Source organism: Halobacteriovorax vibrionivorans (assembly GCF_003346865.1).
GTDB classification, from domain to species: Bacteria; Bdellovibrionota; Bacteriovoracia; order Bacteriovoracales; family Bacteriovoracaceae; genus Halobacteriovorax_A; species Halobacteriovorax_A vibrionivorans.
On record NZ_QDKL01000002.1, the window covers coordinates 578,885 to 603,583 of the forward strand.

General features: G+C 37.6%; 25 protein-coding genes. 6 read left to right on the forward strand and 19 right to left on the reverse strand.

From position 1 onward, the window contains the following. Positions 1-120: 120 nt before the first annotated feature. Genes DAY19_RS08650 through DAY19_RS08660 form a run of 3 tightly spaced genes read right to left on the reverse strand, consistent with a single transcriptional unit; the run spans position 121 to position 5,306 of the window. On the reverse strand, positions 121-702 hold the full coding sequence (locus DAY19_RS08650; RefSeq protein ID WP_115361427.1) for a pyroglutamyl-peptidase I: 582 nt from the start codon (positions 700-702) through the stop codon (positions 121-123). After that, a complete protein-coding gene (locus DAY19_RS08655) occupies positions 689-1,510 on the reverse strand; it encodes a hypothetical protein (protein ID WP_115361429.1) in 822 nt (273 codons plus the stop codon). Before DAY19_RS08655 ends, DAY19_RS08650 begins: the two co-directional genes overlap by 14 nt. A gap of 46 nt (positions 1,511-1,556) precedes the next feature. Then, positions 1,557-5,306, reverse strand: coding sequence for a coiled-coil domain-containing protein (locus DAY19_RS08660; protein WP_115361431.1), 3,750 nt, complete (start codon positions 5,304-5,306; stop codon positions 1,557-1,559). A 656-nt stretch (positions 5,307-5,962) separates the two neighbouring features. Between DAY19_RS08660 and pal the strand changes: the two genes are divergently transcribed. The 4 genes from pal to DAY19_RS08680 are packed head-to-tail and all read left to right on the forward strand — an operon-like array spanning position 5,963 to position 9,203. After that, complete coding sequence (pal, locus tag DAY19_RS08665) at positions 5,963-6,454, forward strand: peptidoglycan-associated lipoprotein Pal (RefSeq protein WP_115361433.1); 492 nt, start codon at positions 5,963-5,965, stop codon at positions 6,452-6,454. A 12-nt stretch (positions 6,455-6,466) separates the two neighbouring features. Continuing rightward, complete coding sequence (locus DAY19_RS08670) at positions 6,467-6,778, forward strand: DUF4398 domain-containing protein (protein ID WP_115361435.1); 312 nt, start codon at positions 6,467-6,469, stop codon at positions 6,776-6,778. A 21-nt stretch (positions 6,779-6,799) separates the two neighbouring features. Next, positions 6,800-7,579: a tetratricopeptide repeat protein gene (locus DAY19_RS08675; protein ID WP_115361438.1), complete on the forward strand. Its 780-nt coding sequence runs from the start codon at positions 6,800-6,802 to the stop codon at positions 7,577-7,579. Positions 7,580-7,592: 13 nt separating this feature from the next. After that, a complete protein-coding gene (locus DAY19_RS08680; RefSeq protein WP_115361440.1) occupies positions 7,593-9,203 on the forward strand; it encodes a multiheme c-type cytochrome in 1,611 nt (536 codons plus the stop codon). 4 nt (positions 9,204-9,207) lie between these two features. On the opposite strand, the gene smpB is transcribed toward DAY19_RS08680, so the two are convergent. From smpB to DAY19_RS08705, 5 genes are read right to left on the reverse strand one after another with little or no spacing between them, the layout of a single operon-like run. Next, on the reverse strand, positions 9,208-9,657 hold the full coding sequence (gene smpB, locus DAY19_RS08685; protein ID WP_115361442.1) for an SsrA-binding protein SmpB: 450 nt from the start codon (positions 9,655-9,657) through the stop codon (positions 9,208-9,210). 2 nt (positions 9,658-9,659) lie between these two features. After that, a complete protein-coding gene (gene rsmA, locus DAY19_RS08690; protein WP_115361444.1) occupies positions 9,660-10,463 on the reverse strand; it encodes a 16S rRNA (adenine(1518)-N(6)/adenine(1519)-N(6))-dimethyltransferase RsmA in 804 nt (267 codons plus the stop codon). Next, positions 10,463-11,536, reverse strand: coding sequence for a tRNA (adenosine(37)-N6)-threonylcarbamoyltransferase complex transferase subunit TsaD (tsaD, locus tag DAY19_RS08695; protein ID WP_115361446.1), 1,074 nt, complete (start codon positions 11,534-11,536; stop codon positions 10,463-10,465). The genes rsmA and tsaD overlap by 1 nt, the downstream gene beginning before the upstream one ends. Before the next feature lie 50 nt (positions 11,537-11,586). After that, complete coding sequence (locus tag DAY19_RS08700) at positions 11,587-12,921, reverse strand: HD-GYP domain-containing protein (protein ID WP_158536857.1); 1,335 nt, start codon at positions 12,919-12,921, stop codon at positions 11,587-11,589. 53 nt (positions 12,922-12,974) lie between these two features. After that, positions 12,975-13,913, reverse strand: a complete 939-nt coding sequence (locus DAY19_RS08705; RefSeq protein WP_115361450.1) for a calcium/sodium antiporter — start codon at positions 13,911-13,913, stop codon at positions 12,975-12,977. Between the two features lie 23 nt (positions 13,914-13,936). Here DAY19_RS08705 and DAY19_RS08710 point away from each other — a divergent pair, with 23 nt between their 5' ends. Beyond that, entirely contained in the window at positions 13,937-14,428 is a 492-nt protein-coding gene (locus DAY19_RS08710; RefSeq protein ID WP_133296926.1) for a hypothetical protein, read from the forward strand. Here the strand turns inward: DAY19_RS08710 and DAY19_RS08715 are convergent. From DAY19_RS08715 to DAY19_RS08760, 10 genes are all read right to left on the reverse strand, one after another. Continuing rightward, a complete protein-coding gene (locus tag DAY19_RS08715; RefSeq protein WP_115361454.1) occupies positions 14,397-15,362 on the reverse strand; it encodes a hypothetical protein in 966 nt (321 codons plus the stop codon). The genes DAY19_RS08710 and DAY19_RS08715 overlap by 32 nt on opposite strands. Next, positions 15,359-16,375 (reverse strand): GHMP family kinase ATP-binding protein, encoded by a 1,017-nt coding sequence (locus tag DAY19_RS08720; RefSeq protein ID WP_115361456.1) that lies wholly within the window; start codon positions 16,373-16,375, stop codon positions 15,359-15,361. The genes DAY19_RS08715 and DAY19_RS08720 overlap by 4 nt, the downstream gene beginning before the upstream one ends. Next, complete coding sequence (hpt, locus tag DAY19_RS08725) at positions 16,368-16,880, reverse strand: hypoxanthine phosphoribosyltransferase (RefSeq protein ID WP_115361458.1); 513 nt, start codon at positions 16,878-16,880, stop codon at positions 16,368-16,370. The genes DAY19_RS08720 and hpt overlap by 8 nt, the downstream gene beginning before the upstream one ends. A gap of 12 nt (positions 16,881-16,892) precedes the next feature. Next, on the reverse strand, positions 16,893-17,735 hold the full coding sequence (locus tag DAY19_RS08730) for a uracil phosphoribosyltransferase (protein ID WP_115361460.1): 843 nt from the start codon (positions 17,733-17,735) through the stop codon (positions 16,893-16,895). Further along, a complete protein-coding gene (locus DAY19_RS08735; RefSeq protein ID WP_115361462.1) occupies positions 17,719-18,381 on the reverse strand; it encodes a thymidine kinase in 663 nt (220 codons plus the stop codon). Before DAY19_RS08735 ends, DAY19_RS08730 begins: the two co-directional genes overlap by 17 nt. A 131-nt stretch (positions 18,382-18,512) precedes the next feature. Further along, complete coding sequence (locus DAY19_RS08740) at positions 18,513-19,184, reverse strand: hypothetical protein (RefSeq protein ID WP_115361464.1); 672 nt, start codon at positions 19,182-19,184, stop codon at positions 18,513-18,515. A 47-nt stretch (positions 19,185-19,231) separates the two neighbouring features. Next, positions 19,232-19,780 carry a hypothetical protein gene (locus DAY19_RS08745; protein ID WP_115361466.1) on the reverse strand — a complete coding sequence of 183 codons (549 nt, stop codon included), beginning with the start codon at positions 19,778-19,780 and terminating at the stop codon, positions 19,232-19,234. After that, complete coding sequence (locus DAY19_RS08750) at positions 19,780-21,273, reverse strand: Gldg family protein (protein WP_115361468.1); 1,494 nt, start codon at positions 21,271-21,273, stop codon at positions 19,780-19,782. Before DAY19_RS08750 ends, DAY19_RS08745 begins: the two co-directional genes overlap by 1 nt. Further along, positions 21,270-22,028, reverse strand: coding sequence for an ABC transporter permease (locus tag DAY19_RS08755; RefSeq protein ID WP_115361470.1), 759 nt, complete (start codon positions 22,026-22,028; stop codon positions 21,270-21,272). The genes DAY19_RS08750 and DAY19_RS08755 overlap by 4 nt, the downstream gene beginning before the upstream one ends. Beyond that, positions 22,025-22,951: an ABC transporter ATP-binding protein gene (locus DAY19_RS08760; RefSeq protein ID WP_115361472.1), complete on the reverse strand. Its 927-nt coding sequence runs from the start codon at positions 22,949-22,951 to the stop codon at positions 22,025-22,027. Before DAY19_RS08760 ends, DAY19_RS08755 begins: the two co-directional genes overlap by 4 nt. Positions 22,952-23,089: 138 nt before the next feature. Here DAY19_RS08760 and DAY19_RS08765 point away from each other — a divergent pair, with 138 nt between their 5' ends. Continuing rightward, positions 23,090-24,076 (forward strand): DHH family phosphoesterase, encoded by a 987-nt coding sequence (locus tag DAY19_RS08765; protein WP_115361474.1) that lies wholly within the window; start codon positions 23,090-23,092, stop codon positions 24,074-24,076. 11 nt (positions 24,077-24,087) lie between these two features. Here DAY19_RS08765 and DAY19_RS08770 read toward each other — a convergent pair whose 3' ends face one another. Next, positions 24,088-24,531, reverse strand: coding sequence for a hypothetical protein (locus DAY19_RS08770; RefSeq protein WP_115361476.1), 444 nt, complete (start codon positions 24,529-24,531; stop codon positions 24,088-24,090). Between the last annotated feature and the right edge of the window lie 168 nt (positions 24,532-24,699).

Consider the following 24,699-nt stretch of genomic DNA (forward strand, 5'->3'; position numbering starts at 1 on the left):
AACCCCGTAAAAACGAGGTTAAGTTTCTGGTCATTTTTAGAAATCATGATCTATGTAGTTCAAATTATTTTGATCTTACGGAAGTTGTGATTTCGGGGGCGCAGCGAAAGTTGCGCCCTTCTATTTTAGCGCAGAAAGCATCACTTCAAGCGCCCTGCTCTGCTGGGCGACGTTCAGCTTTTCAAATGGCGGAAGGTGCACAAAGCCGGCTTTGGCCCGCATCTTCTTCATATCAATGATACGGCGAATTCCATAGAAGACGTGATTGCAAACAAAGCGGCCACAGTCGCGAGAGATGGCAACAGGAATCTGCGCTTCTAGGATGGCATCTTCCATCTCTTTAAGTGGCAACGTGGAATCTAAAGTCTCAGGGCCATCTTCAAAGATGACTTCCTCTTGCGGGCGATTGCCCTCATTATCATCAGTGCGAGCATCATCAAGATTATGAGCGATCGCCTCCAAATTAATCTCACTCACCTTCGCATTTAATCCCAAGCAAATGATAAAGTCTGGATTTAAAAAGAAGGCCTCTTTCTTTAGGATTGCAAGAGACTTCTTAAAAACCACAGGCAGGATAAGCTTGTGGATCTCAAATCCTGGAATTTCACTATCGAATTTTTCAACGAGGATTTCAGAGGGGTTTATCTCCCCTCCATCAAATGGTTCAAAGCCTGTGATGAGAATTTTTTTAGTGCGTGACATATTCTAATTCAAAGCCCCAGCGCTTTTCATCAATATTTGTGCGCGGATAGATAATATTCTTTTCAGCATCAAAGCGAGTCTGACAAGTGCCTTCCGTTAACTCATCCATTGAGATGAAGTTAGAACGCGTGGCCTCACCATTTTCTTTTGAGATAGCAACAAAAGCATCCCCGTAGTGAAAGATCACTTCAGAATCTGTATACTCAACTCTTAAATTATTTTCTGTCTTATACTTCTTTGCAATGACCTTCACATCAGTGCGATAAATTAAATACTGATCCATGAAAAAAACATTGTCTTCAGATAAGAGAACCTTTCTAAAAGAGTATTCTTCATTTGTATAGCTTCCAGAACACTTATAGAGAGTATTGAGAATATGCATTCCCCCTGACTCCATATAGATTGTCTTACCTGTTTCCATATTTCTTGTGATTGTATGACCTAGAAAGAGTTCCGCCTTACATTCATAATCAACTGAAATCGAAGATGTATAAGTTGTTCTCAAATTACCATGGTGCTCACCTTTTAAAAGGTCTGATCCCATCTGACAGCTATACATCTTTGGCGTGCCGTAATCTTCATAGCAAACTTCAATTGAGTGCTTAAGGCCCTTAAGATAATTGATCTTAGCTCCCACCTTGGCGCGAAACTCTTGTTGCCCGGCCTTATCTTCAGGATAGACTGTATTAGCAAGTTCTGCCTTTAAATCTTTTTTGAAGGTGTTGGCAATCTCTTCAAGATTTGCACATTGGTTAGCATTTGCCGCAAGGCTCAATAATGTAAGTGTCCCTAATAATAGATTTTTCATAGTGGCATACTAGCAAAAAAAAAGCCCCCTTGCGGAGGCTTTTTTTCTATTTTGCTCTTACATCGAATACTTTGGACTGAAGTAATTCGCCTTTGTAAGAAACATCGACTTTAAACTTGAGTTTATCGTCTTTTGTTTTCTTCTTAAACTTATAAGTTAGAGCTCCTGTGGCCACAACCCCTTTACCTGGAGCAGCAACTTGAGTTTGAGCTTTCTTAAGATTGATGAACTTTCCACCCTCTAAAACACTGATTGCAACATCATAGCTTCCAGGAACAAAGTCACGTAGACCTGTTAGCTTAACTTTTACATCATGGCTTCTAAACTTACAGTTAAATAAACCTAGGAAACACTTGCGATCTTTTACTTTATCATCAAATTCTAATCCAACTTGTACCTCTGGGTTAACCATGACATTTGAAACAAATGTTGCAACTTCAGTATAGCTTCCACGTAAAGCGTCACCAGGGTAAGTCAGCTCAATTTGCATCTTAACTTCAGATCCTGGGCGAGCGTTATTTGTAACCTTCGCTTGGATAACATCACTTAAGTCGATTTGAGTTGAAGCCGGTAGAACTCTTAAGTTAGCACGTGTATTTGAAATCGAAACATTTGATGAAGCAGCGATCACTTTTGCTGATACCGCACCACGATTTGTTGCAAGTTTACCAAAGTTAACAAGACCAAGACCTACTGAGAATTTTCCATCCTGAGTTAGACCTTTTGGATCTTCAGTTTTTACACTTGTTTGTGCGTACTTATTAAGGCGAACAACACCGCTACTTGCAAATAAGTTAGCTGCTTCACTCTTACCTTTGGCAAGTTGCTCAGAACGCTTAGCTGCAATATTCTCATCAAATCCAGCTTCTTCACCATCAGTTGCACCATTTTGGTAAGCAACTCCCTCACCTTCTAAGCGAGCTTCAGCAAAGGCCGTCTTATAAGCTTTATCAAAAGCTTTTCTCGTCTCACCTGAGAAGTCACCGCTTGCAGCTTCATCACTTGCTTCTTTAAATAATGCTTCATAAGCAGCAAAGAAAGTGTCTTTGTGATCTCTAACAAATTGAGACTTATAAGCAGACTCATAAGAATCACTACAGGCTTCTTTAAAATCAGAAACACCTTTGTAGACATCAAAACAATTTTTGAAATCCTCATCAACATCGATACGAGTTGGTGCAGTGTAAACATACTGAGGCTTGGCCTTAGAAACTTGATCATTATCTTCATGACGAGCAATCTCTTTTTCAACGCGAGCGATTTCAACATCAACCTTTGACTTGATTCTTACTGGTGCAAAGGCCTCAGTTGAAACATAATCAGGTGTCTCAATTCCAAAGCTCTCTGTAAGTGTTTGGGCCGCTGTTGAGGCAAAGGCAAATGCCTTCTCCATAAATAAGCTTCCGTTTACACTATTTTCAAGAACCACTTTATTAGTTGGTAGTGTTGAAAATTTCTCTTCTTTAACTTGTGCATATCCTTGTGGGAAATTTTCTTTCTTAGCTAGAGCAACAGCAGTTTGTAGTCCTTGCTCATAACCTTTTGCGTAACCTTCATCGTAACTGGCCTGAGAGTTAACACCTTCGTCATACCCAGCCTCAAGTCCTTGCTCTTTACCATCAACAAGTCCTGCTAGATATCCTCTTAACTCACCAAGAGTTGTTCCATTCTTAGATCCATATAAAGAAGCATCTTCTTTTACATCAGCAGATCCAGCGTATTCACCAGCAGTTGCACCGGCCGCTTGACCTTGAGAAGCACCCATTTGCTGTGCCTCAACTTTGTAATCAGCATATAATTCTTTACGATCTTCATATTCCTCATAAGTTTCTTGAGTGATTGATTCTAAATCACTTGCCACAGCATCAGCTTGTGCAAATTGACCTTCTTTTACAAGTTGATCTTCTAAAAGTGCGCTTCTTTGAGACTCAAGCTCTTGGATACGATTTTCATTTTGTGCAATCTGAGATTGCTTAGAAGAGATTGTATAAGAGTTACTCTGCATACGATCTTGTGAGCTTTGGATCGTTTGTACGTTTGAAACGTATTGCTGATCTCTTTGCTTGTGCTCATCTTCAAGAGTTAGAAGCTGCGCTTGAACCTTATCAAGCTCTCCACGTAGGTGGCGGATTTCATCTTCAACAATTGAAAGTCTTCTTTGATATGAATCGCGCTCTGACTTAAGAGCATTTTGTGTATTTCGAAGTGTTCCAACCACACGGCGATTTGCATCGAAGTCATTCTTTTCTTGGTTTAGTTCACGTCTCATACGCTTTAGATCACCTGCAATGATAGTGATTCTCTCTTGCGCTTTTTGTTTTTGATCTTTAAGTGAAGCGATATCTCCTTCGATTCTCTTGATATCTTTTTTCACTTGAGCAAGGGCCGTCTGCTTCTGATCAAGCTTAGACTTTGCACTTGCTTGTGCACTTTGAGCACTTCTTAATTCAGTCTTAGCACTCGCTAGGCGATCCTTAAGTCTTGCAAGTTGAGGAACGGCCTGTGCGATTTCATTTTCTACCGCTGAGATATCAGCTAAGAGCTTCTTAACTTGAAGTTCAGCAGCTGCGACTTCTTGCTCGAGATTAGAAACTTTTGTATCTCCACCAGCAATAACCTTCTTTGCTTGAGCTAGTTCAGCTGAAGTTTTATTTAAATCTGCTTCAACTTTATTAAGACGTGGTGTTACTTCTGCAATTTTTTGTCTTAGAAGTTTTCTTTGCTCTCTAAGGTTTTTAATCTTATTAGCATTTCCACGATCACGATTTGCCATTAGCTCTTTAAGAGTTGCTTCAACTTGGGCAAGCTTTTCTTCAAACTTAGTTTTCTTCTCTTCTAATGCATTCTTTTGAGTTGCAAGTTGTTGCTTTTCACTTTTAAGAGAAGAAAGCTTTGATTTAGCTGATGAAAGCTCATTCTTTGCCTTATTTAATTCACTCTTCTTAGAAGATACTGTTGATTGCGCCTTAATGGCCTGAGCGTTTAGTCTATTCTTCTTTTCAACAAGAGGAGCTACCTTGGCCTCTTGCTTTGAGATTTTACTTTCTAATTGATCAACCTTTGCCTTGGCCGCACTAACCTCTTGGTTTGCACTGACAAGCTCGGCCTGAAATTTAGTCACTTGATTCTCTAATTGAGAAATTTTTGATGTGGCCTTATCAAGGTCTTCTTTCTTTTGTTTGATATTATTTTGAATCTTAGGAAGCTTAAGATTTAGGCGATCGCTCTCATCGATTGCCGTTTTGATATTTCCTTCAAGATTTTTAATTTTATCACGATTACGATCTAACTTCTTTTGCGCCTTTTGAAGACGATCACCATTTTGGTGAAGATTCTTTGTTACTGAATCAAGGGCAGAACGAAGATTATGTGCATTTCTTTGAGGACCGACTAGATCATCTTGGATTTCTCTTTGCTCACTTGATAATTCAGAGATAGCGCGAGCAAGTCTTTGTAGTTCATCACCAAGGCCAAGGTTTTCTTCCGTTAGCATGGCAATCGTATTATCGAGATCCATATTCTCTGTACTCAATTGACTGATGATAGCTACGGCCTCATCAATTTCTGATTTAGAGATTGCTATTGCAGAACCATTTGCTTCTAAGTCTGCAGCGATTTGCTGAAGCATGCTCTTAAGCTGATTGGCACTCATACGAGCACTATCAGAATCGGACTTTGCTTGAGAGTACTTTGATAGGTACGTCGGATAATCGATTTCATCAGGTAACTGTGCGTGAACGTTGGCGCTTAATGCCAATAGCGATAATAAAACTAAACTTTTAGTCGATCTCTTCATGAATCCCTCTCCTTTAGATCATGTTTCGTTAAATTAGTTCTATAACCCTGATTTTCCTTTGTGGAGACGGCCCATAGAAAACATTGTGAAAATACCTTAAATGTAAGAAAGTTTCAGAATATAACACCTAACCTTGTAAAGACTTCATGGATTCTGGTGTCAGAAGGGACAAAGTGGTCCTACAAGTTATTAAAAATAGGCCCTGTAACTATGAAGGATTATTGAAGAACTATTTGCAATGTTAGTGGAATATTAAGAATTGAGTTTAGAGAAAATGCCTGGCCGCAACTTAAGCAGAGACAGGAAAAGACGGCGGCCAGGCTTTTACACACAAGATAAGGACTTTTCAATAACCTCAAATAAACATTATTTTGATCGTTTCACATTGTAAATAGAGATTGAGAAACTTTACTTTTTCTTTAACTGTTAACCCATAAAATTTTGGCAAAAAGTTGCGAAAAAACGTGTTTAGATAAATAGTGAAATCCCGATAAATAATCATATCAACTATAGGTTTTCATGAAGCTGAGCACTTTTATCAGGATTTAATTCCTTTTCTGCCGGTATCTAAACACCTAAATTTATTATATACTTTATGGGTATATCTAATTTTTTCATTAACAAGAATAATCTCTATATATGGAAAGGGGGAACAAATGAAAAAACTTTTTACGTTATTACTTTTAGGTTCTGCACTAGTTATGACTTCATGTGGTTCAGATGCTAAAAAAAATGATTCATCTTCTGTTGAATCAGTAGAGTACGCAAACTCATCACTTGAGTTAAACGGTGATTCAGACTCTGGTAAAGCAGGTGCTCTAAGAACTGTTTATTTTGCATTTAATTCTTCAAACCTAAACTCGTCTACTAAGTCGACTCTTGAAGCTAACGCTGAATTTTTAAAAGAGAACACTGATGTTGAAGTACAAGTTGAAGGTCACTGTGATGAAAGAGGTGGACGTGAGTACAACATGGCACTTGGTGAAAACCGTGCACGTGCAATTAAGAACTACCTAGTAGCTCTTGGTGTTGATGCTTCAAGAATCTCTACGACTTCTTACGGAAAAGAAAGACCAATCGCTTTTGGTCACTCTGAAGAGTCTTGGTCACAAAACAGAAGAGGAAACTTCGTTGTTGTTTCTAAGTAATTTGAAGAATAAATGAAAGTATTAAAGTCTAAAATTACATTTTTACTTTTACTTCTAACTCTGGGTAGTTGCGGTCTAACGACCGTACGCCCTAAGTTAGAAATGACTTATGCACAGGTTGCTTTCCTTGCGGCAAAGGAAGCTGGTGGCCAAACACTCGCCCCTAACCTCTATCGAAAAGCCGAATTCTACTACTTAAAAGCTAAATCAAGCTACAAGAGAAAGTTTTTTAATAAAGCTAAGAAATACGCCATTTTATCAAAACAATTTTCTGAAAAGGCCGAATTCAAAGCCTATCGTAAAAAAACTCTCGATAGCATCTAATCATATTCTGGAGAATTTCTCATGAAGAAAACTTCCCTACTATCGACTATCACATTAATCACTTTAATGGGATCAATGACTTCTTGTAAGACACAGGAACAAATTGAGCGCGAAAAGAAAATCAATACAATGTCAGTTCAAATGCAGCAGAGTCAAAGACTTAATGCAGATGCCATCTCTAAGATGCAAGAGCTAGAGTCCTCGATCGCCGCTTTCCAAGGACAAATGGAAGAGTATACCAATGGTAAAGACCAGAAGGTTGAAGAGCTACAAAATAAAATTAATAAGCTCGAAGAACAAAACACTTCCCTAACTGATGAAGTAACAAAGCTTTCTGCAAAAATTGAAGAGCAAGATAAGTATATTAAAGAAGTTATTGCTCTCCTAAAAAAAAAAGATAAGCAAAGAAGAGCAAAAGCAGCTGCAAAGAAGCGCTCTCCTTATAACGAGGCCATGTATCTCTATGGAAAGGGTAAGTATTCTCAAGCTCGCCCTATCCTAGAAGAGCTTTATAAGGCCGGAAAGATCAAAGGCAAAAGTAGAGATCGTATCAACCACAACCTTGGAATGGTTGCTTATATTCAAAAGAGATATGATGATGCCATCACTTACTTCTCGTCTTTATATACGAAAAAACCAAAATCACCTTATAACGCTAATGGATTAGTTTACCTTGCCCGCTCTTTTGAAAAGAAAGGACAAAAAGATCAGGCCATAGCGATTCTTCAAGAGATGCTTAAGTCATTTCCTAAAAGTCGCCACGTTCCTGCAGCAAAGAAATTACTAGCAAGATTAAAATAAGAAAGGTCACTCAATGAAGAGAATATTTGGATTACTTACTTTAACTTTAGCACTTTCGTGCCAAAGTATTATCGACATGGATAAAGCAAACTCAGAGCTAAAGATTGAAGGCCCTAAGTTTTCCATCCTCTTCTCTCATTCAATCTCAGGTGAAACACATCCTTGTGGATGCCGTCAATTCCCTCTGGGAGGACTTCCACAAGTAGCAGGCTTTATGCACGAGCTAAAAAAAGAAAAACAATTTCTCTATGTTGATACAGGAGATATGCTCTTTCCTTCTTCAATCGTTCCAACTCATATTGCAAAATCACAAATGCAAGCAGCAAAGGATGTTGCTAAAGGACTCGATAAACTTGGCCTAAAATACACTCTTCCTGGAGATCAGGATCTTGCTGCTGGTGTTGGATTTTATAAAGAAGTTCTAAGTGAAGTTAGCTTCACTCCCCTTGTTTCAAACTTAAGTGATGAAAAAAAGAAGGACTTCCCTCATCAAGAGTTTACTAAGATTGTATTTGGAAAGAAGACAGTCTATTTAACAGGAATTGTTGAACCAAGTACTATACAAGGTCCATTACAAGGTTATTTTAAAAGACCTGAAGCAAGTTTTCCAGAAACCCTAAAGAAGCTTAAAGAAGCTGGATACGACGAGAAAAACCCACTAACACAGCTTGTGGTTATGTCTCATGCAGGACTTGATTACGATAAAGGCTTTGCTAAGAAATTTCCTATGATCGATTGGATTATTGGTTCTCACTCACAAAGTTTTACTAATTATTCAATTGATGTTGGTGATACTCAAATCGTTCAAGTTCTCTCAAAGAACCACTACATTGGAGAGATTGCCATCTCAAGTGGAAAAGAGAAGCTAGAAAAAGAATTTTCATACCACGAAATGCGTGAGCAATTAGGAGAGAAGATTCCAAATAACCCATTTACGGCCTATATCAATGAATCAAAGAAGAAATTAGATCAGATTCGTGATGAGGAACAAAAGATGATGTACTCAGGCGGTAATGAAATCAAAAAGATTCCAGATGCTAAGAGCTGTCTTGAATGTCACGAGGCCCAAGGAGAACACTGGGCAAAGACTCCTCACTCAGTTTCTTTTGCAACGCTTATGATTGCAGGAGAAGAAAATAAGACCTCTTGTATGAAGTGCCACTCTGTTGGAATGAATGAAGAAGGTGGTTATATCAATCACAACGATATTGTTCACTTCAAAGACTTAAAGACAACAGATAAAGGCTTTAGCGGCCATAAGAATAAGTATTGGCAAGATGTTTCAAAGGCCTTCAAGGATGTAAAATCAATTCGTAAGCTCTCTGATAAGAAAGTATCAGCTCTTCGTGTTGAATGGGATAAGCTTGATGAGAAGCATAAGGTTGAGCATAGCTATGCCAATGTTCAGTGTTTAAATTGTCATGAGGTTGTTACTGATCACCCATTTGCTATTGAAAATGATGAGCAAAAACTGGCCCACACAAAAGCTTCAATAAAGAATAAATGCCTTGAGTGTCACACAAGTGACCAATCACCAGAGTGGTATAAGAAAGATCGCGATGGAGTTTATTCAGGTGTTGATGAAGATTACTTTGAAAAAATGTACAAGAAGATGGTGCACTAAGAGCTTAGTTGTAGTCACCTCTTCTTAACTTTCTTTCAACATCTTTTTTCTGCTGATCAGATCGCTTGTCGTGGAGCTTCTTACCTTTAGCTAAGGCAATTTCTAACTTCACGCGAGAACCCTTAAAATAGATAATCGTTGGAACAATCGTTAAGCGCTCGGCCTTTGCACGGTGAGCGATTTCAGCGATCTCTTTTTCATGGAGAAGAAGCTTTCTCTTTCTCGCCTCTTCATGATTGAATTGATTTCCAAATTCATATTCAGGAATCTTGATATTATTGGCCCAAACTTCGCCATTTTTATCAATTGTAATATGGGCCTCACCAATTGAGACTTTTCCAGCACGCAATGACTTCACCTCTGTTCCAGCGAGAACCATTCCAGCTTCGTAAAGTTCAAGTAATTGATAATCGAACTTTGCTCTCTTATTTTTGGCTATTATTTTCTTTCCCATATTTACTCATTTAAAAATTTATATAGATTTTGCAAGTCTTCTAATTTTAGCGCTTCTGCCCTAACTGTCAAAGGTTGATTGATATGTGCTAGTCCCGCTTGAATTTTTTCAACAGAAGTATAGCTCTTTAGAACCTTTCCTAGCTGCTTTCTCTTAAATTGAAACACTGCTCTTAAGAATTTCTCAAATTTTGTAAATTCGTCCAGAGCAATCACAGGATTGTCTATTCTCTCAAAGCTAATAACGGCCGAGTCCACTTTTGGTGGTGGCGTGAAAGCTCCCGGAGGCGCCTTAACTAGAAGTGACGTTTTAAAATATGTTTGTGATAAGGCCATTAGAGAGCCCATGAAATTCTTCTTTGAAGCAAAGGCAAAGACCTTATCGGCAACTTCTCGTTGAAACATCAATGTCATATATTTAATTGATGGTGTTTGAAGAAATTTAAGAAGTAGTGGCGTTGAAATATTATAAGGCAGGTTTGAAACAAGCCATGTCTTATCACCTAGTCCCTTCTCATTAATGAAGGCCTCAAAATCAAAGGCCAATGCATCCGTAAAGTTGATATGATCAGCTTTTACAATTGGTGCAAGGTATTCAATCATGCGCTCATCTTTTTCAACAACGTGAATATCTTGGTTATGAGCAGCAAGATTCTTAGTAAGAATTCCAGGGCCTGGTCCTACTTCAATAATACTTTCGGCAACTTCAGCAAAGTCATCTGTTATCTTTGAAATAATATTTTGATTATTTAAGAAGTGTTGTCCTAGATCTTTATTGGCCCAAGGTAGTTTCTTGCTATCTTCCACTAAGTCTTCCTATGTTCTTTCTTATTAATAAATCGAGAACGTGCATCAATGCTAAGTGTAGCAGGATACTTAATACGACTCTCATAATTTCTTAGGGCATAATTAGCAATCATGGCACCATTATCTGTACAATATTTAGGTTCAACAAAGAATACGTTCTTATACTTCTCTTTTAAAACTTTTCTTAGATAGCTATTACAAGCGACACCGCCTCCCACAACAACAGGGAGATTCTTATGTCCCAACTCTCCAGCTTTCTCAATTGCATAGCGAAGCTTAAGCTTTAGGGCCGACACAATAGCGTGCTGATAAGAAGCACAAATATCTTTTGTATCCTGATTAATATCTTCAGGAGACTTCACATAATAGTCTGGATTCTTCTCTAGAAACGTTCTCAGGGCCGTCTTCACACCTGAAAAACTTAGGTTACAATCTTTTGAAGTCTTAAGTCCCACAGGGAATTCAAAACGATTGATATCACCTTCTTTTGCTAGATCATCAATAATTCGGCCAGCAGGATAACCAAGTCCCATTAGCTTTCCGCCTTTGTCATAGGCCTCACCTGCGGCATCATCAATTGTTGAGCCAAGAACTTCCACATCATCACTTGCGCGAACAAGAGTGTAGAGACTGTGGCCTCCACTTACAAGAAGCCCGATATATGGATAAGTCACTTCATGAGTGAGATGAACTGCTTCAAGATGAGCAAAGAGGTGGTTTACCGCAAAGATATCCACTTTCTTTAAAAGAGAAATCGTCTTGGCCGCATTTAGTCCCGTTAAAAGTGGACCAAGGAGTCCTGGGAAAGTCGTTACACCAACAAGATCAATATCTGAAAGTGTCACACCTGCTTTTTTAATGGTTACATCTAAGAGCGGGGCCAATTTATCGAGGTGATTTCGAGAAGCAATTTCAGGAACAACCCCACCCCATTGGGCAAGCATTTGTTCTTGTGAAAATAACTCAAATGCCAAAACTTCAGGAGCCTGCCCAGAAGTTGGATCACCTTTAAGAACCGCCACAGACGTGTCGTCACAACTTGTTTCAATGCCTAAAATATACTTTTGACTCACAGCTTATTACCGTTTTTTAAGTTATTGATTTATTTAGGTGCACCCTATCACTATTTGAGAATTTTATCGACAATTTTGACAATTTTTTCAAAGTGATCTTTGGAAAAGTTGGCCTGCATATGCTTTGCGATGTCTTCACTATACTCAAGATCGTAGTGATACTCTTCCATCTTCTTAGCTAGCTCATGGGCCACAATAAAAACTGCTGTTAAGGGCTTAATTTGTTTAGCATATAGCCCACGGGGAAAACCATTTCCATCAGGTCTTTCGTGGTGATTGATGAGAATTTCGTAAAGATTCTGGTCATTTATCCCCTCTTTTTCAAGAGTTTCAGATATCAGACGCCCGTGACTTAGAACAATATTCTTATCATAATCACTTAGCTCGGCCTTAAGAAGCTCTCCTTGAGAAGAGATGCGAGCAAGTGACTCATCTTCTAAGAGAAGATCGTGGTAAACAGAAGTCAGAATAATCGTTTCAATATTATCTTTCTTTCCCCAGGCCAGCTGCTTTAGGATTTCAACACCTAAGATACTTGTTAGGTAGCAGTGGTCATAGAGGTAATTTGTCATCTGCTCTCTTTCTGCCAAGAGATTCTTTAGTTTCACACTACCTTGGGATAGTTTTTTAAGATTTGATACATAACTATCCACCACGGCCATGGAACCTTCACTAATTCCATAATTTCCAACGAGTCTCTTTAGAGTCATAATCGACTTTTGAGCAATATCAAGATGTTCAGCTGGCGTTGATGGGTCGTATTTTAGAAATGAAACTTCACCTGCATTAACGACAAATTCATCCAGATCATCTTTATTGATATAGAGATAATTAATATCGCGATCAAGATAACTTTCAATTTGAGAGATTGTAAAAGTATCTCCCCTTTTGATGACCTTAACAAATTTTGAATCACTAAGTTTTACATAGGTATCACAAAGAGCAATGGTTCCTCTAAGGAAGTACTCTGTATTGATTTTCTTATAAGCTGTTCGAGATTGAACAAAGCTTGAAGGGCCACTCAATTCCGTGACGATATTTTCAAATGAGACATAAGAAAATGGTTTTGGAAGGTGCGCTCTTTTTAAGTGATAAGTAATATCACGTTCAAAGTTTATAAACTCTGCTTCAGTGAATGATGTAATCGTTAGAGTTGGAATATTTAACGACTTACTATCGAGAAAAGAGAAAATATCCTCGTCCCCATCGCGAAAGTACTCTGAAATAATAAGATGATAATTACCAGACGCATTGAGCTTGGCCTTAAGATCCTTAAAGCTAGCAACGCGCGTGATATTTGAATCTTGGAACGTGTTCTCGATACCTAAGACGTATATATCACTTAATTCAAAATCTGGTTCCGCAATTAAGACGTTAAAACTCATAGAAGACATTTTAACACTTGCCCAATTTTTTCCCTAGATGGAACTTTATGCTTTTATCTCACCCAGTAAAGCACCATTCCAATATAGCAGGCCAAGAAAATACTCCCCGCAATACGATAAAATGCTCTCTTCATATAAGAGATTGCAATTAAGAAAAGTGCTGCAAATACCAGAGCACAAACCTCAGGTATAAAATTTTCTGAAATTTTAATTTTATAAAAGACCAAGCTTCCAAGAACGAAGGCCACGTTGAAAATATTTGAACCGATGATATTTCCTGTGATGATATCGGAGTTCTTTCCCTTCTTTACTGTCATGATTGCCGTAACAAGTTCAGGAAATGAAGTTCCAAAGGCCACAAAAATAGCAGAGATAACATAACTTGAAATGCCAAATGCCAAGGCAAGCCCAGTTCCACTCTTAACTAGTAACTCTCCCCCACCATATAAAAGGGCAAAGCCAGCAAAAAGGTGAAGAATCTCTTTCATTTTAATTTCATCTTCTTTATGACTTGGTTTTTCAGGGTCGGCCATATGGGCGCGCTCTTTTTTCATCTCTCTAAATGTGTCAAAGAGGTAGAAGGCCATGAAGCCAAGAAGAAGAGCACTTCCCCACCAGTAGATTTGCTCTTGTAAGAGAACAACACCTAAGATTGCAGTAAGAATTAAATGAAGAATTAATTGTCTCTTAATATCTGCTGAGGTCAAAAAGAGTCTTCCAAGAAGTCCCGAGACCCCTAGGATCAAAAAGAGGTTGGCAATATTTGAGCCCACAATATTTCCCAGAGCAATCCCTGGATCACCGCGATAGCTTGCTAGCTGAGAGACGAAGAATTCTGGAAGCGATGTTCCAAATCCTACGATTAAAAGTCCAATAACTAAAGGAGATAGTCCTAAAGCAAGACCAATTTTCTCTGCAGACTCAAGAGCAAACTCGGCCCCATAATAAAGCATAACAATAGCAAGAACTAATAACACAACTTGTAAAACCATAAATTATTTCCAATAATTAACATATGTTAAATTTAAAACGCATTTATCTTCAGTTTAGCAAAAAGAATTTCAAATTCCTAAATATTTCGTCGTGCTTTATTGCCGACATCTTTGTTGCTGCCTATATCTATATTCTCTATACAGATCCTAAGCTGTATGAGGATTATTTAAGCACCACAGCAAAAATGATGGAACAAGTAGATAAGGCCAGTGCATCAATGATGAAAGACCCTGTCTTTCAAAAACAAATTGTGGATCTGATGATTCAATCGGCCATAACTCTTATTTGTATCTATCTCATCATTCATCTCTTCATATACCTCTTTCGTTTCTATGATAAGAAATTTGCTGACGGCTACCTAAAATTCTATTGTTGGACGGCAGGTGTACTGATGCCAATTGTGGCCTTATGGGATTTTTCAAATCCCCTAGTATTGATGTTTATGATTCCAGGAATCATTCTTCTCTTTAATGCATTTGGCTTTAAGTACCAGAGACAAATGAAGGAAGAATAAAATTTGTTAAATGAGGAAGAGTCCAATCAGGCATACTGCGAGCCTGGCCTTTGGCTTTCTGAAGTCCGCATACAGCAAGTAAGAATGAATCAAAGGCACGAACATTTTTTACAATGATCTCTAAATCATTATCATAGATAAAGATCCCTAGCTTATTTTCAATCTTTTTCACAATATCAAGACGGGCCTCAATTCCAAGATCAAGATCTGTTAGATTTAAGATATTCTTTTTTAGAATGATACGACTCTTTAATAATTCTAAAAGAATGAGGTTTACATGCCCTTCATAAAAGAAACACTCCTGAGGGAAGTGTCTTTTCATATAAGAAAAGCGTGAAAGCATCATGAGTGATGTATTTCCAAATGAATCAAAAGTTGTATTAAAGAGTTCTAAGAGTTGATCGTGATATGAGCACCAAATCCAAAAATCAAGTGAGCGATTCCAATAAGGAACAAAACCTTTTTTCAATCTTCTCTTAAATGACTTTGATAACATGAAGTCCTGAGACTCTTTAGAAAAAGTATCGCGATCAAAGTGAGTGAGATCTTCAAAATTTCTTCTTCTCTCATACTCTTTTGGATTTTCTTCTTCCATCTTTCGATCAATTTCTAAGATGGCCGTAATATCTTCTCTCACCTTCTCCACATGCCCCACTGGACACTTGGCAACACCAGGACACTTTAGATTACACTCATGACAGGCCGGGCGAGAAAGAGGAAAATCTACAATGACGTGTTTCAAATCGTATTTATCAATCCACTGATTGAGAATATCATCTCCATCAGAGTATTCATCTTCATCTTTTACATCCAGAATAGACTTAAGAAACCAACGTCCGCTTTCTTTATGGTGATCAAGTAGGCAAAAAAAGAAATTATCTCTTCTTCCTCCCTTCATTGAAAGTCCGGCGACGCGATTAAAAGTTAAGTTCATAGTGGCGCTTCAACACTAAACTCTAAGACTTTCATCTTTGAGCGTGTAATCTCCTTTAATACAGCTTCTTTATGTTGTGGGCCGTGAGCAAGAATGAAACATCCGCCTCCACCAGCTCCACAAACCTTCATACCAATAACATGCCCACTTTCTCTAAGTTTTGAATAGAGAGATCTCATGTCATCAGTAACAATTCCTGAAAATAGTTTTTCTCTTTGTGCACCTTCACGACAAAGAAGTCCAAGAAAGTCATCAAATTGCCCATCTTTAATTGCGCGATAAGCAGAGAATGTTAAGTCGCGAATTGTTGCAAGCCCTTCTCTTACACCATTTTCATGATCAAAGAAGTCTTTGTAAACTTGCCAATTATTAATTGCTGAAAGCCTTAGCTTTCCAGAATAAACTAAAGTTAAATGAGACTCTAAGAAGTTTTTAAAAGAGTCACTATAAAGTTGTTCAACTGCAATCGCACTATCTGTTGCCTTTAGAGCAAGAACCCCTCCGTAAAGAGCTGGATAATAATCTTGGTAGCCACAAGGGCCCTTATTTAAGATCTTCGATTCAATATTTTGAACCGTATTGATGGCCGTTTGGCGATCAAATTCCCGATCAGTAAAATCACATAGCGCTTTATAGACAGTCACACCCATTGATGAAGAGCCACCAAGGCCAGCACCAGGAGGCGATCCCGATTCAGTCGTAAGACGTATTCCACTCGTTAACTGAAAGTGGTGAAGAATTTGAGCAAGAAATGAAAGTGGCCCAAAGGTCTCACCTTCGAAATCTTCATTTGTGAAATCGACACTAGAATGGCGAGTTGTTGATTCATAATCAATTGAAACAAACTCAACACCTTCATAGTCAATTTCTTCAACAATAACCTTGGCCTTAAGTGATGTTGCCAAGTTTAGTGTAATTGTATTTCTAAGAACCTGATTGATAGGAACAATATCGAGAGTTCCCCCTAAGAGATCAACTCTTACAGATCCTTCATTTGAAGCACTTTTAACCATTATAAATTCCAATATACGGCAGCTCTCTATAGCGTCCGTCAAAGTCTAGGCCGTAGCCAATAACAAATTTATCTTCAATTTCAAAACCAAGATAATCAATCGAAACTGGATGTGCAGTCTTTGCAGGCTTATGCAGTAATGTTGCAAGTTTAATTGATTTTGGTTCTCTTTCTTTTAGTAGAACGTTCAACTCACTAATTGTAAGTCCTGTATCCACAATATCTTCAACAAGAACAACGTTCTTGCCTTTAATATCAACTTTAATATCTTTAGTGATTGTAATCTTTCCTGTACTTTCTGTTCCCTTATAAGAGCTAGCTCCAATAAAGTCGAAATAAACAGGAGACTTCATCTGACGAATAAGATCGGCCACGAAAATAAATGCACCATTTAACACACCAACGACCACAACCTCTTCTCCGCCGAAGTCTTGATCAATTTGCCTAGCTAATTCTTTAATACGTGATTCAATTTTCTCTTGAGAAATATAAGTTTCAATGGCCATAAACTTTCCTTACTATACAAATGAGTTATTTAAGATTTCACCGACACCACCTGCTCCTGGTACGATGTATTGTTTTCCAGTTAAACCAACTTCCTCATCCCAAAGAGTTCCAGGAACTGTTTTTAAAACGTGCTCCGGAGAAAGTCCTCGATCAAGCCTTAGCGCATAGATCTCCACATCAGGATGATCCTTTTGCATACGCTTAATATACTCAGGCGTTACAATGAGATTAATCGAAATATATTTTAAGGCCTTGCCCTTAACTTGATCTTTGTAGTGTCCAACCGCAAAAGACATGGAACCACCAGTTGCCCCCATTGGATCAGGAAGAATGACAATAGCACCCTCTTGGCCGCCACCAATCTTTGATCCACTAACATCCACTCCAATCACTTGTTCATTTTCATCTACCTTACGATTAACATAGAAATGATCCTGACGGATTAAAGAAGAGTTTAAGAAATAGTTTAGATTTTCAAAGCAAACGTGACTTGGGAAAGTTCCTGCGCGCGCAAGATCCACACAAACAACAGGTTGCTCTTTCTTTATGACCTCTTGATCAAAAACGGCCTTATCTGTAAGCCCTGCCATACGAGAGCGAACTTCAATAACTTCCTTAGGAAATGAATTTCCAAGTACTGCTTCAAGAAGAATAAAGTATAGCTTTTGTATTAAGTGATTGAGTTCTGGCTGAATGACGCCTTCATTTGAAAAGCGCGCTAATAAGCTTTCTGCCAAAGGATTGGAGAGAATGTAAACATTCTCTCCATATTTGTGTTCGATTTGACTTATTTTAAAATCGTTAGATTCGTAGTGTACGTCTTTAAGTTTTGATATTTTAGATTGTGTTTTCATTTTCCAATTTCACCTCGCTCTTAGAGTTTACCTCTTTTAAGCCTCCAAGTGAAATTGAAAATGCCTTAACATCTTGATCTTCATCTAAATAATCATAGTGAGCACGACATCTTGCTTCATATAAATCGGCCTCTCCCACAAGAACAGTTTTCTTATTCTCACTTGGTAGTCGATATGTTTTCGAAGCTGGTGCACCACAAACAGTACAGATGGCCTGAATCTTCATGACATCGTCTGCGATACATAGAAGCTCTGGCATTGGACCAAAAGCTTTTGATTTAAAGTCTTGATCTAGGCCTGCACAAATAACGCGAATTCCGCGACGAGCAAGTTTAGAAACGACTTTGATAATTGTGTTATCGAAGAATTGAACCTCATCAATTGCCACGATACGAGTTGAATCATAAACCTTCTGTAAGATTTCAACTGCATCCTTAACCGGTTCTGCTTCCACATGACGTGAAGAATGACTTACGACATTTGTCTTGTGATAACGGTCATCAATAACAGGTTTGAAAATTTGAACTTTTTGACGAGCAATTTGTGCTCGAGTTACTCGACGGATTAACTCTTCCGTCTTCCCAGAAAACATTGGTCCGCATACGACCTCAATGCCGCCGGTTTGGTGTGCGTGGCTTGCGTACATTGACTTAAACTCCTATTAATGTCAGATTTTTTTGTGTTGTGTCTCTAGGATTTATTATGACGGCCTAAGGGTTTTTAGGCCACTTACATCTTCTATCAAAAATTGAAAGCAACGCAACGAGTGCAGTGAGCCTAAATAAAGCTTATGATGAGACTGATGTACATTAGCATCACGAGGAAAAGCCCTACGATCAGTATTAATGGGGATAAGAGAATAAAGAAGCTTTGCACAAAAGAAAACCTCAGATTATAACGCAGTCCAAAATACAAGTAGACCACTTGAGAAACAAATTTTAAAAAGTCCCCAAAGATTGGAATGATTAAAAAGAAATTCCCTACGAGCGACGCAGCAATCGTATCTTCAAGATTAACTCCCTCAAGATCCTTATCAAAGAGTCCCGCAAAAAGAGAAATCACCACTCGCCAGAATTTAACAAAAACCCAGGCAGAAAGTGGGAAGAAGACAACTTTAAATAGTGTCGAAAATAAGAAAGCCTTTTGTTGAAATTCACTTGATGAGAAAATTGCAGGAAGAAAGCCTTCCTTTGCCATTTGCGCAGATAAGAGAATACCGATATGAATTTGTACCAGTGAATAGAGGCCATAGATTAGAACAAATGGCCAAGAGGCCAATGTAAAATCAGTAAACTTTAATTGTACTCCTCGTCGACTCTCATCTTTTACGATTTCAAAGAGACGCGCTTCGCGAATCTTTTCGAGCTCTTCCCTGTGGCTTGCTATATTTGAATTAACAAGTTTTGGATAAAGGAGGTACTTAATATATTGCTGATAAATGCTAATCACGTTTTTATTTTAATTGAATTCCAAATAAATGAAAATAGAACAATGACCTACTCTTTTAGTTCACTATAAAAGAATGATTCTGGCGTTTGGAGAACTTCACGAAATTTTTGATACGGAATGCTTGAGCGAAGTCGATCCTTATCCTTCATATCAGCTGGAAAGGCAGTCTCAAAGCGAGCAATAAGCCAATGCTTCTTCTTATCTGATTCAACTAACATATAAAATTGCTGACTAATGGCTATCTTTTGCCCAAGGATAAATGAGACCTCTTTACCATTTTCAAAAATAAATTTTAATTTTGGAGGATTCTCCAAAGAAAGAAGTTCCTCTTTTACTTCTTCATTATTTAAGATTCGATCAACCTTAAGCTTTTGCAATTCCTCATAGAATAATTTTAGATTCTCATCTTTCGTTTTCTTAAGATCAATACTTGCACCAGAAATTTTAATTCCTGTCACTTGCCCGTAACTTGATAAGGCAAGTATCTCTCGTTTTTGCTTAATCTCTTGTGCCTGATCCTGCTCATCTCTTTCAACCGTAAAATAAGCGGCCGTTATTGTAAGAATCAAAATGATTAGTAGATAGACATTTTTCATTATGCAGCAAACTTCCTACGTTGATAAAGAACGAGGGCCACAATCAAAAAGATCAGTGGAAGGATCACAATTGAAAAATAAAAAATCATTTGCTTCTCTATGACTGATACTAGAAGTGGCTTCTCTTTAAAGACCACTGAATTCATGGAAGCAAGTTGTCCTTGTCCCGTCATCCAATGATAGAGATTTGATATAAATTTAAAATTTGATTGATAACTAAAGAACTTATTTGAAATAAAAGATGTATTTCCAATGGCCATTAGAGCTGGCGCATCTTCACGTGTAATAGCTGCGGCCATATCAATTGGGCCTGCAATATCGGCACTATCTTTTTTAACATCACCTGCAATAACTGAGATTAACTTTTGTTCGGCCCAACTCTTAGGAGAAGAACTTGCAAGAGAGTGAAAGTTTTTAACAAAGTCTTTTGCAGCACTAACAGAGCTAGCAAGAGGAAGAAAGACGCGCTCTCTAAAATCTTGATTTATATGCAATTTATCAAAGCTTGTAATAATGGGTGCTGTCCCCTTTGAGGATTCAAGAGAGTTGGCCGGATCAATAACCACATCGTTATGAATAATTAGGCCATTATCCTCAAAAAACTTTTTAAGATTTGTAAGTTTTTCTCCGCGAAAGTTTGGCATAAAGGCACCAAAGATGCGTCCACCATTTTCATAATATGAACTAAGCTTTTCAACTTGCTCTTTTGAGAAATCATTAGTTGGCTCAAGAATAGAAAAGACATTACAAGTTTCAGGTATGGCCTTGGCCTGTAAAAGGTCAATTACATTTAATTTATAAGCTGATTGCTTAAGAACATGAATAAGTCCTGTAAAGCCATTATCAGTACTATCTTGAAACTTAGGATGATAATTAAAACAAATTGTCGGATCTTCTTTTCGTTGCAGACGAATTAACCCATTAGTAATTCCAAGCTCAAGAATACGAGTTACAATAACCTTCTTGTCCCCTTTTACAAGAACAATAGAAGGCGAAACTGTCACTCCGTATTGAGCAATCATATCTGGCCTTAGCTCAGGATCATAATAGCTTGTAACAAGTGAAGTATTTTCATTCTTATACAATTCTAAAAGAGAAAGAATAGCGTTCTTTGATTCTTTATTTGAGAAAACAACCATCTCAACTTTTTCATCAAATTTATCAACTGTTTTGACCGTTAAGTCTGATAACGTATTGAGCTTTCTTTGACTTAAGTCCCAAATTCCACCTTTTTTAAAAACGATAAAATTTAAAACAGCAAGGATGCAAAAGAGTAAGAAAAAGGCGGTAAAATTAGAAAGTAAATTTCTTCCAAAAGTACTCTTAACAAAATTTCTTATCTCAGTTAAATGAAAGTAAAAAGTTAGAATCGTCATTGCAAGAGCAATGATAAAAGTAGCTCCCACTAAGAAAGCATGCTCAGGAATAACTAAGAAGAGAAAGCATGCGATTAAATAGAAAACAGCGCAAAGGCTTAGAGTAATTTTTTTCATTTTCTAACCCCCATATTGCGAATGCCCACAAAACTAAAGAAGCCAATAAATGAAGCTAAGTAAAGTAGATCAAAGCTTGTTATTGCCCCACGTGAGAAATAGAAAATATGAGAACTAAAACTGAAGTATCTCATAATGGCCTGAACCATCTCATTTTGAATAACATTTGAGCTGGCATAGACAATAAGAAATGAAAATAGCGCCCCAAAAGATAGAACAATAGAAGCAATATATGAGCGACTTAATAATGAAGCATTAAGACCGATGGCCAAGTAGCACATTCCCAGCCCATAGATTCCAATCATATTTGTAAATAATATTGCAAAGTCATCAAACCCCTTTGGTGCTAGAAATAGCGGGATAATGAAGATTGGCAAAGTAATGAAAACAAGCTTAGTAAGGGCACTTAAGTACTTTGCAAAAAAGATCGACTCATCACTTAAGTTTGAAAGCTTTAAAAGAGAGAAAGTATTCTCTCTCTTTTCTTTAACAAAGGCACCCATTGTAATCATAGGAGCAAAGAAAAGTAGAATAAAATTTAGCGCCGAAAATGTTGGTGCAATAACAAAGTCCACGACAGTCTTATTTGTTAACTGTGGTGCCATTTGTAAATTATTATAGAAAATTGCAGACATTATAAAGTTTGAGATGGCCGCAAAGATATAAATAATTGGAGATGAAAAACTCTCCACAACTTCTTTCTTATAGACAATTGAAATTCCTCTTAGGAGCGGTATTGTTTTTTTCAAACTCATGCCTTCCCTCCTGGCTTTGCCGTTAGCTTCTTAAAGATATCCTCAAGGCCAACTTTCTTATTCTGCTGTGAAAGAATAGATAGATCATTTTGTGCAAAGTATTTCGAAAGAATGACTCGTAAGTCCCCATCTGACTTTTCTTTAGAACTCTCTTTAGAAAAAGTATAAATATCACCAGATACTGTGAAATTAACACCAAGCTCTTTTAGCCCATTAAGCTTACTTGTATCAATATTTTCAAATTCAACTTCTACCTCTTGTTTAATCTCAAGAGTTTTTTCAATTTCATCAATTGGTCCATGAGCAATAATATGTCCCTCATTTAAGATGGCGATATCATCACAAATTGAAGCCAGATCACTTAATTGGTGAGAAGAAATAAATATTGTGTGATCTTTAGAGAGATCTTTAATCACTTCTTTAATTTGAATAATCGCATTTGGATCAAGGCCAACTAATGGCTCATCTAAAACAAGAAGTTTTGGGTTATGACAGATTGCTGCTGCAATCCCTACTTTTTGTTTATATCCCTTTGATAGATTTTCAATTCGCTGGTGAGAAACATCAGAGAGTCCACATTTTTCGATAATCTCTTGAATTGAATAAGCATTCTGAGATGTTGCGTAAATCTCTTGAACAAACTTTAAAAACGGAGCAACTGTCATGTGACGATACAGCGATGGTTCCTCAGGTAAATAACCAATTGTTAGGTCTTCACTTTTTATTAACTCACCTGCTGTATATTCTTGCTCTTCTAAGATTATCTTCATCAGGGTCGACTTTCCTGCACCATTTGGTCCTAAAAAGCCTAAAACCCCTTGGCGACCGATAGTTAGGTCCACGCCTTTAAGGACTTCCTTGCCAGGAAATGTCTTTCTAATGGCCGACAATTTCACCAGGCTATTATCCATTCCTTGATCCACAGTAAAAATCCTTCTTTAAACCTTCATTTTTTAAAAGCTTCTTTAAAATCCTAACAAAAAATGAAACAATAAGAAAAGTCTTAAAATTTAATCATCAAACCTTTGAGAAGGTTTGCGAATCTTCCGATTAGGAAATATATGACCAAGAATGTAGAGCGTTTCAAAAACTTAGTTGAAAAAGCAAATAATATTGTTATCACAACTCACATCTTTCCAGATGCCGATGGTATTGGAAGTGAGATTGCCTTATGTATGGCCCTTAGAAAACTCGGAAAGAATGCCATATGTATTAACGAGGAAAAGTTATTTGATCGCTATCGCTACCTTGATCCAGATGGGGTTATTTCAAATTACGAAGATTCAAAAGATCATTTTAAAAAAATAGATTTATTCATTGTAACTGATACCAATGCACTTCCTCGTATTGGTAAGAATGTTCAAGAACTAGTTTTAAAGTCTAGTGAGCTACTCTTTATTGATCACCACCCTTGCCCAAAAGAGCTTGCAGCAATTCACTGTGTGGACTCAACCAAAGCAGCAACAGGTGAATTAGTAGGAGAATTAATTGAGGCCCTTGGTGTTAAGTTTGATGAGAAGATGGCCTTGGCCCTTTATACTTCAATTATTATCGATACCAGCTCATTTCGTTACCCAACAGTAACGGCCAATACACACAAGATTGCTTCAAAATTATTAGATACAGGTATTTCTCCTCCACAAGCTTTTAATCAAATCAACGGGATTAAACAAGTTGAGTATATTAAGCTTTTAGGCCAAGTACTCTCTTCTTGCCAACTAAGTAAGAGCGGACTTGTTGCATGGATTTCCATGACTGAAAATGATATTGAAAATCATAATTGTGAAGCAGAAGATACACATGGTTTCATTAATCACCTTTTAATTCTTGAAGGGATTGAAGTGGCCTGTATGTTTCGTGAAATTGACGACAAAGTTAAAATCTCATTTCGAAGTGTAAATCAAACTGTTGATGTTGGAATCATTGCTCAAGCACTTGGTGGCGGCGGTCACAATCACTCAGCAGCAACGATTATTGATGGAACACTAGAGAAGACGATTCCAGAAGTAATTCAAAAAATTGATTTAATGATTGAATCAGAAGACTAAGCGTTTAGTGCTTATTGATCTTTAAGGATTTTTCCCAGAACTTCTCTTTCTTTTGCAGAAAAGTTAAATGCACCGGCAGTTAAAGCATCTTTTAATTTTTCCTTAGTACCAGGATCTTTTGGATCATTCTTTTTTACATCACCAAAAGGCTCCCCTTCAGGAGTAACTTCAACTTTTGCAGTTGTCGCCTCTTTTAAAGCTTGCGCTTTCTTCTTTGCTGAAGCTGCATCAAGCTTAGTTTGGAAGGCCTGCTCTTTTTCTAATTTATGATTCTTAATTTTAGCGTGTATCTGACTACGACTAAGATCATTTGGCTTAGGTCTTCTAACAATCTTTGCCCCATTAGAATTAGGCATCGGTGAAAATGAAGAAGTCGAACTATCTGTTGCATAGTCTCTTCTTGCTTTCTTAGCTTGGTTAGCTGGTAAATGTGGTCGATCTGCTAATAATCTCACAATTTCATTGTACAGAAGTCCTTAACTCTTTTTTAGGTGGAAAAAAGCACGACTCTGTTTTTAGATGTACTTTCAGTAACTTATAATGCCGGTGCCTAAATTTGTCGGCAAAATTCGCCTTGCTCCACCTCAACAAGCTCCATAGTGAATAAGGCCAAAAAAAATTCA